This window comes from Tatumella citrea (assembly GCF_002163585.1).
Lineage (GTDB): Bacteria > Pseudomonadota > Gammaproteobacteria > Enterobacterales > Enterobacteriaceae > Tatumella > Tatumella citrea.
Genome location: NZ_CP015579.1, coordinates 3,036,990 through 3,050,027 on the forward strand (window position 1 = coordinate 3,036,990; position 13,038 = coordinate 3,050,027).

14 protein-coding genes are annotated in these 13,038 nt (G+C 49.4%); 3 read left to right on the forward strand and 11 right to left on the reverse strand.

What is annotated here, in order from left to right; translation table 11 throughout:
* Positions 1 to 30 precede the first annotated feature (30 nt).
* The 11 genes from A7K98_RS14530 to A7K98_RS14580 form a co-directional block, all read right to left on the reverse strand.
* A complete protein-coding gene (locus A7K98_RS14530) occupies positions 31 to 1,401 on the reverse strand; it encodes an ATP-binding protein (RefSeq protein WP_087489212.1) in 1,371 nt (456 codons plus the stop codon).
* Positions 1,398 to 2,078 (reverse strand): response regulator transcription factor, encoded by a 681-nt coding sequence (locus A7K98_RS14535; protein WP_087489213.1) that lies wholly within the window; start codon positions 2,076 to 2,078, stop codon positions 1,398 to 1,400. The genes A7K98_RS14530 and A7K98_RS14535 overlap by 4 nt, the downstream gene beginning before the upstream one ends.
* A gap of 123 nt (positions 2,079 to 2,201) precedes the next feature.
* Positions 2,202 to 3,086 carry a cysteine synthase CysM gene (gene cysM, locus A7K98_RS14540; protein ID WP_087489214.1) on the reverse strand — a complete coding sequence of 295 codons (885 nt, stop codon included), beginning with the start codon at positions 3,084 to 3,086 and terminating at the stop codon, positions 2,202 to 2,204.
* An 84-nt stretch (positions 3,087 to 3,170) separates the two neighbouring features.
* Entirely contained in the window at positions 3,171 to 4,259 is a 1,089-nt protein-coding gene (gene cysA / locus A7K98_RS14545; RefSeq protein WP_087489215.1) for a sulfate/thiosulfate ABC transporter ATP-binding protein CysA, read from the reverse strand.
* On the reverse strand, positions 4,249 to 5,124 hold the full coding sequence (cysW, locus tag A7K98_RS14550) for a sulfate/thiosulfate ABC transporter permease CysW (protein ID WP_087489216.1): 876 nt from the start codon (positions 5,122 to 5,124) through the stop codon (positions 4,249 to 4,251). Before cysW ends, cysA begins: the two co-directional genes overlap by 11 nt.
* Positions 5,124 to 5,957, reverse strand: a complete 834-nt coding sequence (cysT, locus tag A7K98_RS14555) for a sulfate/thiosulfate ABC transporter permease CysT (protein ID WP_087489217.1) — start codon at positions 5,955 to 5,957, stop codon at positions 5,124 to 5,126. The genes cysW and cysT overlap by 1 nt, the downstream gene beginning before the upstream one ends.
* Positions 5,957 to 6,970, reverse strand: coding sequence for a thiosulfate ABC transporter substrate-binding protein CysP (gene cysP / locus A7K98_RS14560; RefSeq protein WP_087489218.1), 1,014 nt, complete (start codon positions 6,968 to 6,970; stop codon positions 5,957 to 5,959). The genes cysT and cysP overlap by 1 nt, the downstream gene beginning before the upstream one ends.
* Positions 6,971 to 7,210: 240 nt before the next feature.
* Positions 7,211 to 8,110, reverse strand: a complete 900-nt coding sequence (locus A7K98_RS14565) for a Dyp-type peroxidase (RefSeq protein WP_087489219.1) — start codon at positions 8,108 to 8,110, stop codon at positions 7,211 to 7,213.
* Between the two features lie 124 nt (positions 8,111 to 8,234).
* Complete coding sequence (locus A7K98_RS14570; protein ID WP_087490524.1) at positions 8,235 to 8,846, reverse strand: RpoE-regulated lipoprotein; 612 nt, start codon at positions 8,844 to 8,846, stop codon at positions 8,235 to 8,237.
* A gap of 63 nt (positions 8,847 to 8,909) precedes the next feature.
* Positions 8,910 to 9,365 (reverse strand): DUF2919 domain-containing protein, encoded by a 456-nt coding sequence (locus A7K98_RS14575; protein WP_087489220.1) that lies wholly within the window; start codon positions 9,363 to 9,365, stop codon positions 8,910 to 8,912.
* A gap of 46 nt (positions 9,366 to 9,411) precedes the next feature.
* Entirely contained in the window at positions 9,412 to 9,837 is a 426-nt protein-coding gene (locus tag A7K98_RS14580; RefSeq protein ID WP_087489221.1) for a GNAT family acetyltransferase, read from the reverse strand.
* A 235-nt stretch (positions 9,838 to 10,072) separates the two neighbouring features.
* Here A7K98_RS14580 and amiA point away from each other — a divergent pair, with 235 nt between their 5' ends.
* The 3 genes from amiA (at position 10,073) to tal (ending at position 13,022) form a co-directional block, all read left to right on the forward strand.
* Complete coding sequence (amiA, locus tag A7K98_RS14585) at positions 10,073 to 10,927, forward strand: N-acetylmuramoyl-L-alanine amidase AmiA (protein WP_198361186.1); 855 nt, start codon at positions 10,073 to 10,075, stop codon at positions 10,925 to 10,927.
* Positions 10,928 to 10,963: 36 nt separating this feature from the next.
* Positions 10,964 to 11,872 (forward strand): oxygen-dependent coproporphyrinogen oxidase, encoded by a 909-nt coding sequence (hemF, locus tag A7K98_RS14590; protein ID WP_087489222.1) that lies wholly within the window; start codon positions 10,964 to 10,966, stop codon positions 11,870 to 11,872.
* Positions 11,873 to 12,071: 199 nt separating this feature from the next.
* A complete protein-coding gene (tal, locus tag A7K98_RS14595) occupies positions 12,072 to 13,022 on the forward strand; it encodes a transaldolase (protein ID WP_087489223.1) in 951 nt (316 codons plus the stop codon).
* The last annotated feature ends 16 nt before the right edge of the window (positions 13,023 to 13,038 follow it).

A 13,038-nucleotide genomic window follows, 5' to 3' on the forward strand; every position in this document is an offset into this window, starting at 1 on the left:
AGCACCGGCAGTGATTCTGCCGGTGTCTGTTTAGTTCTGATGCCAGTGTGGTATCCGCAGGGCAATCTCCAGCCCACCTTCAGGGCGATTGCGGGCTCTGACTTCACCGTTATGAGCCAGCAAAATCTTACGTACAATAGCCAGCCCTAATCCATATCCCTTTCCTGATTTAGCCGACTTCACCCGAACAAAAGGATCAAAAATACTGGAAAGTTTATCCTGTTCGACTCCCGGCCCCTGATCGCGGATCAGTAATGTCAGCCATTCCTGGCCGGAATCCATCGAGATATCGATAGTCTGACCCGCAGATGAAAAACGCAATGCATTACGCAATACATTTTCGATACAACGGCGAATCATCTCAGCATTGCCCTGCACCATAAAGTCAGCATTCAAATCATAGCTGACGTTAATTTTTACCTGCGGAATCTGTGCTTCAAAACGGGCATCTGCCACAACGACATCCAGTAAACTGGTCAGGTCAAAATACTGGTCCTGTTCCGGATGACCGTGCTCACTTCGGGATAATGTCAGCAGTTCACCAATCATTTTGTCCAGTTTCTGAGCTTCGTTATCAATCCTTTCCAGTGAATCATTCACATTAGCCGGCGCCTGACGAGCCAGAGCGGTGGCTAACTGAAGCCTTGCCAGGGGGGTTCGTAATTCATGTGAAATATCGTGCAGAAGTTCTTCTCTGGCCTTAACCAGCACGTCCAGACGCTCCACCATCGCATCAAATTCGCGGGCGACAATAGAAAATTCATCATGGCGACGCTGCATTTTCTGATACAACCGCACCGTGAGGTCGCCACTGGAAATCTGGCCGAAACCTTCCCGCAGCTGGCGCATCGGCCGAATCAGGTTCCAGGCTAACAACAGGCTAAACAACAAGCCCATCGGAATGATAAAAATTAACACCGGCATCGGCACATGCAAAAAACGCTGAATTAATGGCAACGTTCTCCATTCCTTGCCTGAATGAAGCAGGTGCATATCGATTGAAATCTGATAATGCTGATTATCAGGAGCCTGCACCACTCGGGTCAGCATTGGCTCTGGTTTTCCGGAGTCAGGTTTGTTATCCCCGGATTGATCATCCGGACTATTCAGCATGTCCGGAGGCGTTGTCGGTTCAGAGGTTTCACTGAACAGAGTGGCTGACCGGAGCAACTCCGGCCATCTGGCGGCCAGTTGGTTAAATCCTGACGGTCCGTGCTGTTCGACCTGATCAGCGGCCAGGTCCAGCTGAGTAGTCAGTAACTGACGCGTCAGCCTCTGTTCCGGTGGCTCAGAACCCAACAAACTAAACCCGAGCCACATAAACTGGCTAATCACCAGGAAAACCAGCATAAAGCCAAGCAACATTTTCCAGAACAGGCGTCCGGGATAGTCGTAGCTCATCGGATGCGATAACCGATGCTGCGAACGGTTTCGATATTTAGCTGATCGTTGGTGAGCTTGCTCAGTTTCTGCCGGATATTACTAACGTGAACATCAACACTACGGTCGTAGGCTTCACGTTGTCTGCCCAGGGCTTTCTCAGATAATTCATCCTTCGATACCACCCGATCACTGGCGGACATCAGTAGTTCCAGTAAATTGAATTCTGAAGCGGTCAGATCGAAAGCTTCGCCTTTCCATGCTGATACCCGGGTGGCAGGATTAAGCGTCAGTTCACCCCGAATCAGAATATCTTTTTTCTCCGCCGGAGCAGGTTGCTCGTCAAAACGGCGCATCACCGAGCGCAACCGGGCCACCAACTCCCGGGGATAACAGGGTTTAGGCACATAATCATCTGCCCCCATTTCCAGACCAATGACCCGGTCAATGTTATCGCCTTTTGCAGTCAGCATAATCACCGGCAAACGACTGCGTTGCCGGATTTGCCGCAGCACATCAATGCCACTCATATCCGGCAGCATAATATCCAGAATCATTGCGCTGTACTGGCCGGATGCGGCACTACTGATCGCCTCTTTACCGGTAGTCACCAGCTCAGTGGTAAATCCTTCCCCTTCGAGGTACTGGCTAAGCATAGATCCCAGTTCATGATCGTCATCGACCAGCAAAATTTTCATGAAACACTCTCTTCTGTAAATTGACACTATTCTGACCGCAGAATCTGGCAGTTGCTGCAGGATTTTCACTATCCTTACATCATTATTGACCAGTACCGGATAAATCAGTTAATCGCTGAGTGATTATTCATAAATTCCGGTAGAAAGATAACGGTCGCCGCGATCACAGATAATGGCCACGACCCGGGATCCCGGCTCATCAACGGCAATCTGCAGTGCCCCGGCAACCGCACCGCCGGAACTTACACCACAGAAAATACCTTCTTTTCGTGCCAGTTGGCGCATTGTTTCAGTTGCTAATGCTTCAGACATATCAATAGTACGATCTACCCATTGAGGTTGAAAAATTCCAGGCCGGTAAGCCTCAGACCAACGCCGGATACCCGGGATTTGTGCACCATCTTCAGGTTGCAACCCCACGACCTGCACTGCAGGGTTTTGCTCTTTCAGATACCGCCCCACTCCACTGATGGTCCCGGTGGTCCCCATACTGGAAACGAAGTGTGTCAGTTCTCCCCGCGACTGCTGCCAGATTTCCGGCCCGGTGGTCTGATAATGGCCCAGTGGGTTATCGGGATTATTGAATTGATCGAGTATTTTCCCTTCCCCGCGCGCTGCCATTTCAGCAGCAATATCTCTGGCCCCTTCCATCCCGCCTTGTTGCTGGCTGACCAAAACCAGGCTGGCGCCATAGGCTTTCATGGATGCCTGACGTTCCATGCTCATATTGTCAGGCATCAATAGCGTCAGGTGATAACCTTTCATTGCAGCAATCATCGCCAGAGCAATTCCGGTGTTACCACTGGTTGCTTCTATCAGCGTATCTCCGGGCGCAATTTCACCCCGCAATTCAGCCTGGTGAATCATTGAAAACGCCGCCCGATCTTTAACCGATCCGGCTGGATTATTTCCTTCCAGTTTTACCCAGACTTCACTGCCATTATCAACCACCAGCCGCTGCAGACGAACCAGCGGGGTATTACCTATAGTATTTTCCAGTGTAATCACGGGGAGATCCCTGTATGCAGAAACGAAAACAGCCTGTTCGCTGTGATAGCGCCAGGCTGTTTTACAGACGATGGAATGAAAATATCAGGCAGTTTTGGCAAAGGCAACAGGCTGAACTAACTGTTCGCCCTGATAGACTCTGGCTTTATCTACTCCGATATACAGTTTATCGCCACGAACCGGAGGGTGATCTTCATGCTCATAGACCAGGGTCAAATCGCTGCCTGACCAGCCTTCCGGCTGAACCACCAGCTGCCAGAAATGGCCACGCGGGCTCACTTCTACAACTTTCACTGCCAGAGGCGTAGCCTGGCTCTGGCTGCGACTGATATCGGTTTCCCACGGACGCAGAAACAGATCCACTTCACCCTGGGTGGCAGGAGTAAAGTCCAGTGGCCACTGGTATCCGGCGACCTGCAGTTTATTACCGACAATCTGACCTTCCAGCCGGTTAATTTCCCCGAGAAACTCAAGTACAAACCGTGAGGCAGGTTCCTTCCAGACTTGTTCCGGCGTACCGGTTTGTTCTACATTCCCCTGGCTCATCACCACAATACGGTCTGCCACTTCCATTGCCTCTTCCTGGTCATGGGTGACAAAGACACTGGTGAACTGTAACTCTTCATGCAGTTGTCGTAACCAGCGACGTAACTCTTTGCGCACCTGAGCATCCAGTGCCCCGAAAGGTTCATCCAGCAACAGGATATGTGGGTCAACCGCCAGTGCTCTTGCCAGTGCTACCCTCTGTTTTTGTCCGCCGGATAACTGTGCAGGATAACGCCCCGCCAGGTGGGATAACTGAACCATTTCCAGCAGATTAAGGACCTTCTTACGAATATCTGCCGAAGAAGGACGTTCACGACGAGGTAAGACCGTCAGACCAAACGCAATGTTGTCGAACACCGTCATATGCCGGAACAGTGCATAATGCTGGAACACAAAGCCAACATGCCGATCGCGGGCATGTAACTGGCTGACATCACGGTCATGGAATGAAATCCGACCACTGTTTTGATGCTCCAGTCCGGCAATAATGCGTAATAAGGTCGTTTTCCCGGAACCCGAAGGCCCCAGTAAGGCCACCATCTCTCCTGAAGCAATATTAAGGTCAATATCCTTCAGTACCGATGTTTTGCCGAAAGACTTATTAATCTGATGAATATTAATGCTCATAGTTGCCGTCCTGTTGCTGACGCTGTTGCTGACGTTCCAGTCGCCATTGCAGTGCGCTTTTCAAAAATAACGTGACAATGGCCATCAGGGCCAGTAATGCCGCAGCGGTAAACGCCCCGACTTCATTGTAATCCTGGTGCATCAGTTCAACCTGCAATGGCAAAGTATAGGTTTCACCGCGAATCGATCCGGATACTACGGAAACAGCACCAAATTCGCCTAATGCACGGGCATTGGTCAGGACCAGTCCATACAACAATGCCCAACGGATGTTGGGTAGTGTCACCCGACGGAACATCTGCCAGCCACTGGCCCCTAACAGGATAGCAGCCTCATCTTCCTGACTCCCCTGGCTCAGCATCACCGGAACCAGTTCACGAATAACAAACGGGCAACTGATGAAAATGGTCACTAAAACCATCCCGGGCCAGGCGAACATAATCTGAATGTTATGGGCATCCAGCCAGTGTCCCAGAGGACCATTCACTCCCCAGCACAACAGATAAAGCAGGCCGACCACTACCGGAGAAATAGCAAACGGGATATCGAACAGCGTAAGTAATAACTGACGGCCCGGAAAATTAAACCGGCTCACCAGCCATGCCAGTAACGTTCCGAACACCAGATTCACCGGCACGGTAATCAGTGCAATCAACACGGTCATCCAGATAGCATGTAACATATCCGGATCGGTCAGGCTGTGTAACGACGCCATCACCCCTTTGCCCAATGCCTGCCAGAATATTGAGATCAAAGGAACAATCAGCATCAGAAACGAGAGCAGAACCCCGAGGCTAATCAGCAGAAAACGGCCCCAGCGGAACTTTGATTTAACGGCAAAATTTCCGGAAGTTAATTCAGTCATTAGTGGCCTCCCAGACGACGGCCATAACGGCTCTGCAGAACATTAATCCCGAACAACAGCAGCAACGATGCCGCCATAATGACTGAAGCAATTGCTGTAGATGCCGGAAAATCAAACTCCTGCTGACGGATAAAAATCATCAGCGAGATCACTTCGGTTTTCCAGGCGATATTCCCCGCAATAAAGATAACTGCACCAAATTCACCCAGGCTACGGGTGAATGAAAGCGCGGTCCCTGCAAGCAAAGCCGGTGCGACTTCAGGCAAAATCACCCGATAAAAAGCCTGCCATGGTCTGGCACCCAGCGTTTCTGCTGCTTCTTCATATTCCGGCCCCAGTTCTTCCAGAACCGGTTGCACAGTACGAATAACAAAAGGAATACTGGTAAACGCCATGGCAACGGCAATCCCCAGCCAGGTGTAGGAAACTTTAATCCCAAACTGGGCCAGCCATTCTCCGTACCAACCCGTGGTTGAGAAAATACCGGCCAGAGTCAGACCAGCCACCGCGGTGGGCAAAGCAAACGGCAGGTCCATTAATCCGTTGAGCAGGGTTTTCCCCGGAAACTGATAGCGGGTCAGTATCCAGGCCATCAGCAGTCCAAACACAGCATTAAATGCCGATGCCAGTGCGGCAGATAAAATAGTGACTTTATACGCGGCTACCAGTTCCGGCTCAGTCACTACATGCCAGTAATCCGCCCAGGTCATTTTTGACAGCTGAATGACCAGGGCACTCATCGGCAGCAACAATACCAGGCAGGTAAAAAACAGGCTGGTACCCAGACTTAATCCAAATCCGGGTAACACCCGCTTATGACGCATAGATTTCATTACTCATGTCCTGCTGACTGCAATTTATCAAATTCTCCGCCATTGGCGAATTGAGTCTTCATGGCCTGATCCCAGCTGCCAAAGACATCTTCAACACGGAACAACGATACGTCCGGGAAGCGTGATTTGTTCTCAGCCATCAGTTTTGGATCATTAACACGGTAGTAGAAGCCAAGGATCACCTTGCGGGCTTCCGGAGTGTAGAGGAATTGCAGATATTGTTTTGCTGCCTCCTCAGTGCCATTTTCTTTGACGTTTTTATCTACCCAGGCAACCGGGAATTCTGCAAGAATGTTGGTTTTCGGAACCACCACTTCAAAGTCTGATTTTGGGTATTGCAGGCGAATATTATTGACCTCTGATTCAAAACTGATCAGTACATCTCCCAATCCTCGTTCTGCAAAGGTCGTGGTCGCGCCCCGGCCGCCGGTATCAAATACCGCGACGTTTTTCACAAACTGCGTCATAAACGCTTCTGTTTTTGCCTGATCATTACCATCGGCTTTGGCAGCGGCACCCCAGGCAGCAAGCCATGTATAACGGCCATTACCGGAGGTTTTTGGATTAGGAAATACCAACTGAACACCGCTGCGGGTTAAATCAGCCCAGTCATGGATATGTTTTGGGTTTCCTTTACGTACAAGGAACGCCATGGTGGAGTAAAACGGTGAACTATTATTTGGCAAACGGGTTTGCCAGTTTGCCGGGATAAGATTGCCACGGTCATGCAGAATCTGAACATCTGATACCTGATTGTAGGTCACCACGTCTGCACGCAATCCCTGCAAAATTGCCAGAGCCTGTTTTGATGAGCCACCATGGGACTGGCGGATCGTCAGTTTATCGCCTGGATGGGCCTGATCCCATTGCTTCTCGAATAACGGATTCAGCGCAGTGAATAGCTCACGGGAAACGTCATAAGAACTGTTAAGTAAAGTTGTCGCATTGGCTGCACCGGCCGTCATCAGCGTTAGTAATGCCGCACCGATCCATTTTTTACCCGAAATATTCATTGGCTAACCCCTGAGCTCAGAAGCGGCACCCGTTAGCCGCATAATTAGTGTATTTATTTCTCAGGGTAAAGCTGTAGCGGTTTTATATACCGTTTATTGCTTTAAAAGTTTAAAAATGCATAAGGGCCTGAAATGACTTTCTGGTGGCTGGCTTTCCGGCACTTCACCGGGCGGGGATCCGCAGCAATGGCCGCCCACGCCGTGGCGAAAAATACCGGCGGCCATTACCGTTAGCTGAAATTAAAGACGGGTTAACTGACTCAAAGAAGGTGCGTAGAAGTAGCTGCCGCTGACGGGTTTAGAAAAACGTAATAAACCGTCGTACTTACCATCAGTTTCGCCAAACATACTCAGCAATTGCTGCTCAATATTATGCAGACGCGCGCAGTAGGCAATAAAGTAGAGTCCATGAGTACCGCTGACGGAACCATAAGGCAAACTCTGACGCAAAATTTTCAGACCCGCCCCATCCTCTTTCAGGTCGACCCTGCTCAGATGAGAAGTCACCGGTCGCGATTCGGCGGACAGCTCCTCATTAGCCTGCTTTGTCCGGCCAATGATTGCTTCCTGCTTCTCAACCGGTAATTTATTCCACGGCTTCAGATTATGTATCCAGCGCTGAGCAAGCACATAGCTGCCCCCGGCATCTTCACCATCGGCAATAATAGCGACCTGATGACGTTTTTCACCCTGAGGATTTTCAGTACCATCAATAAAACCACTCAGATCGCGATCTTCGACCCAACGAAATCCCTGGGTTTCTTCACGGATATCAAGCAATGGCCCTAACAGCTCCATAGCAATCTGACCCAGAGAAAAATTGACATCCTGACGTTGTGACTGAATATGAATCAGCACATCGCTCTGGGTCGCCGGCGCCATCCCTTTACCCAGCGCCCGGAACGGCTTTAACTCAGGGGCGGATGCTGATGAAGAGTTTAACTGACGCCATAACTGATCACCAAAAGCTATCACACTGCCCAGGCGGGCATCAGGATACTTTTGCTGCAATTCTGCCTGGCGTTCGAGGAATAAACGTATTTGCGGCCCGGCCTGTCCTATATCAGCCTTAAAATAACCTTCCAGCCAAAGGCCAGCACGACAATGTTCGGGCAAAATGCCGCTTTGATAGTCCGCCACTGCTCACATCTCCGGAATTAAGTAAAAACTATTTATTTTTACCTGATTATACCGGAAATGTGATTCAGAAACCTGTTACGGATCAGAAGATTATTTCACCGGAATGGTGAAGAATTATTCGCGGCTATTGCTGCCAGATAATTCGCGATACAGTCCAGTTTTTTAGCGTATCATCAGCTGGCATAATCCCCTGCGGACCACGCCATTCACCATGATACTCAAGAAGAATATGCTGGCTACCAGGTGCACGGCAACTGACAACATCGCCATTCGAAGTTGGCTGGCAATTGCCAAAGGCTTTGCTGTAAACCTGTGAGAATTTGCTACCAATTTTTACCCCACCAGCAGTGGCCACATCAGGGTCAGATACTTCAATCCGGGAAACGGTGCTTTGCCCCTGGATATTCATCATCACCTGGCCGTCTTTTAATGCCTGCCAGAAAGTCACAATCTCACCTTTTTCAGTGCGCATTCCTTCCCGCAACTGATAATGACTGCCTAGTCCTCCACGAATACCGGATTCAGTCATCGGGGTCATGCTGTTTAACCCGTCGACACCATTCTCAGTTACAGTCAGTGAAGATCCGAACCAGTGCCAGGGTAATGCAGATGACCAGGAATAGGTCAGCGGGTTCCACCATTTAACACTATCGCTGCTGCTACTGTTTTGCGCAGATCCGGCGCAACCGCTTATTACCAGCACACCGGTGAGCAGTGTGGTTTTCAATAATTTCATCGACATTTCTGTCCCTTTCACATTCATTCAATGCCAGCTTGGAGTCATAAAACCGCAAAAAGTTTATTCAGCGGTTGAAGAGTCAGGAATAAAACAGTCCCGTAATCTACGGTTAGCCACCAGCCAGTAGGCAGATAACAAATCAAAGATCAGTAAAATGACCGGCAATGGAGATTGTTCTAACAGAGAATAATCAAGTTGTGTCAGCTGCCAGCCAAACGTCAACAGTGAACTGGCTACCAGCACCCAACGCCATGCCGACCAGAGCCGCACCATTCGCTGGCGATACCCACTGAGTAAAAATGCTGCCACAGCCACCAACCCCAGTGCCAGACCAGGATAAAAACCTTGCCTGTCCGGATAAAATAAGCTGAGTAGTGTCTCACCCTGTTGTCTTGATGCGCCGGCAATCACTAGCACTATCCAGGTACGTGCCTGCAATATCAGAATCAGCCAGAACAAAAAAGGAAGTTTAAGCTGGCCTTTACTGTCGTAATTTTCGGGAGAATAGTGAATCAATGTTAATCAGATATCCTGGTACAGCGAAAAAATTCCACGCTTTATCTTAATATTCCCGATCTTCAATCAGCCGCTTGCCTAAAAGAACGGAATCAACGACTTCGTAATCCAGTTTTTCATAAAAGCCCATGACTACGTCATTCTCTTCCCGCACCATCAGATGAATCTTGGGGCAGCCTCTGGCAATGAGTTTTTTCTCCAGCCGGTTCATCAGAGCATTTGCATAGCCACGACCACGAAAATCCGGATCCACGCCAAGATAATAGGCTGAACCACGATGGCCGTCGTAGCCGCCCATCAGAGTGGCAACTACCTGCCCTCCGGCAACAGCTACCAGAAAAAGATCCGGGTCATGCTGCATTTTTCTTTCAATATCCATTTCAGGATCATTCCAGGGGCGTAATAAATCACAACGCTCCCATAGGGTAATGACCTCATCAAAATCTTCCTGGCGAAATCCACGAATTTCCATCGCGTTGCCCCTGTAGTAACTGATATTGGCTGATTATGGCGTTTTACACTTTATCTGCAACCCTGTCAGACTAACAAAAGCAGAAAAAACTGCCATTTGTAAAGAACAGAACTGCAATACTCGGTAAAACGCTGAAATATTTGGCAGGTCGCAATAATCCGAATGTTACGATATAACAAAGGAGTGACGATTTACTTTTTTAATCCGGACGGAGATGGAACTGCAGATGAAAAAAATGTCCCTACTGAAACAACTGGTCAATCGCCGCCAGTTAATCTTTTCCGGCCTGGCGCTGGCCGTGTTGTCTCCACGAGCCGTATTAGCCCGCGAGTCATCAATTAAATCAACGCCAGCCAGTAAATCTGCGACGAAAAAACCTACTAACGGTAAGTTTATTGTCATGATCGACCCTGGTCACGGCGGAATTGATTCCGGCGCTGTCGGAGAAGAAGGTTCCATGGAGAAACATGTGGTGCTGGAAATTGCCGGTACCATTCGCCAGTTACTGAGTAACCATCCGCATATAGAAGCACGCCTGACCCGCGACAGCGATCATTTCATCCCGCTTTATCAGCGAGTGGAAATCGCCAGCCAGCATGGGGCGAATCTGTTTATGTCTATTCATGCTGACGGTTACACAAGCCCTGAAGCCCATGGAGCGTCGGTCTTTGCACTGTCAAACCGTGGAGCTACCAGTGCTATGGCCCGTTATCTCTCTGAACGTGAAAATGCGGCAGATGATGTTGCCGGATTAAAAGTGCAGGAAAAAGATCACTATCTGCAGCAGATCCTTTTTGACTTAGTTCAGACCAACACCATCAAAAACAGCCTGACTCTGGGTAAACATGTCCTGGACAAAATTCGCCCGGTGCATCATCTGCACAGTCAGCACACTGAACAGGCTGCATTTGCGGTACTCAAATCACCTTCAATCCCTTCCGTACTGGTAGAAACCTCATTTATTACCAATCCGGCAGAAGAGAAATTGCTCGGTTCCACCGCTTTCCGGCACAAGATTGCTACAGCGATTACCGAAGGGATTGTGAATTATTATAATGAATCCGCTATCCACAACCGGCGGGTAAGTTAGGTATAATCGGTAAAACCCCACAATATATGATGTGATATGAACGCTCCCGACAAAAATCAGGTCAAGGAATTCCTGCTGTCATTGCAGGATCAAATTTGTCAGCAACTGGCTGCCGCCGACGGAACCACAGAATTTGCGGAAGACAGTTGGCAGCGCGAAGCCGGGGGTGGCGGACGTTCCCGGGTACTGCGCAATGGTGCGGTCTTTGAACAGGCAGGCGTTAACTTCTCTCATGTTTACGGCGACGGTATGCCGGCATCGGCCACTGCACACCGCCCTGAACTGGCTGGCCGTAGTTTTGAAGCCATGGGTGTATCGCTGGTTATCCATCCACATAACCCGTATGTACCGACCAGCCACGCAAATGTTCGTTTTTTTATCGCTGAAAAACCAGGAGCAGAGCCTATCTGGTGGTTTGGTGGTGGTTTTGATTTGACCCCCTTCTATGGTTTTACCGAAGATGCTGTTCACTGGCATCAGACCGCTAAAGACCTCTGTCAGCCCTTTGGTGAAGAGGTTTTCCCGCGCTATAAAAAATGGTGTGATGACTACTTTTACCTGCGCCATCGTGATGAACAGCGCGGCATCGGCGGCCTGTTCTTTGACGATCTGAACAGTCCGGACTTTGAGCACTGTTTTGCCTTTACCCGCGCTGTTGGTAATGGCTTTACTCAGGCCTACCTGCCGATAGTTGAACGCCGTAAATCTCTGCCCTGGGGTGAGCGGGAACGCGAGTTCCAGCTATATCGCCGTGGCAGATACGTTGAATTTAATCTGGTCTGGGACCGTGGCACCCTGTTCGGTTTACAAACCGGCGGCAGAACGGAATCGATTCTGATGTCGATGCCTCCTCAGGTTCGCTGGGAATATAACTATCAGCCACAACCAGGTAGCCCTGAAGCTGAGTTGTACCAGCATTTTCTGCCGGTCAAAGACTGGGTCTGATTGTTACCTTTCTGCGGGAGGATTCGCTTTCACAGCTCTCCCGCCTCTGTTTCCGCACTTTTCATCCGCTTGCCTCTCACTATTATCGGAGAAAACATATTTTCTTCGCGCACAAATTCCGGCAGAGTGTTAAATTCCTGTTATAGATTGTTCCGTTTGCAGTGGAATAATTTGCTCATAAAGGATGAGAAGCCGTTTCATGAATCAGCTCGATGCGTTAAAACAATTCACAACCGTAGTCGCTGACAGTGGGGATATACAGTCAATTCGCGATTACCAGCCTCAGGATGCAACCACTAATCCTTCTCTGGTCCTGAAAGCCGCAGTACTACCTGCCTGCCAGCCATTAATTGATGATGCTATCCAGTACGCTAATCTGCAGGGTGGAAATAAAGAGACCCGAATCATTAATGCCAGCGATCGTGTAGCTGTCAATCTGGGTGTTGAAATTCTCAAAAGCATCCCGGGTCGAATCTCAACAGAAGTTGATGCACGTTTGTCATTTAACCGGGGAATGTGCGTTGCCAAAGCAGAAAAACTGGTCAGGATGTATGAAGAGCAAAATATTGACCGCTCACGAATTCTGATTAAGTTGGCCTCCACCTGGGAAGGTATCAAGGCCGCAGAAGAACTGGAGCAGCTGGGCATTAACTGTAATCTTACCCTGCTATTTTCTTTTGCTCAGGCACGGGCTTGTGCTGAGGCGGGAGTTTATCTGATTTCGCCGTTTGTCGGCCGCATCTCAGACTGGTACCACAGCCGAAACCCTGAAACCGCTTATCAGGCAGATGAAGACCCGGGAGTTAAGTCGGTTCGCAATATTTACGACTATTATAAGAAGCATCGTTACCCGACTATCATTATGGGTGCCAGTTTTCGCAATACCGGACAGGTTCTTGCCCTTGCCGGTTGTGATCGTTTAACTATTTCTCCGGAATTACTCCATGCTCTTAAAAACAGCGATGCTCCGGTAGAACAAAAACTTCAGGCATCGGTTGAAGCATTTCATCAGCCAGCACCACTGTCAGAAGATGAATTTCGCTGGCAACACAACCAGGACGCCATGGCGGTAGATAAACTGGCGGAAGGTATCCGACAGTTCGCCACAGACCAGCAAAAGCTGGAAGATATGCTGGTAGCCCGGCTTTAGTTGCTTCATTTCATAT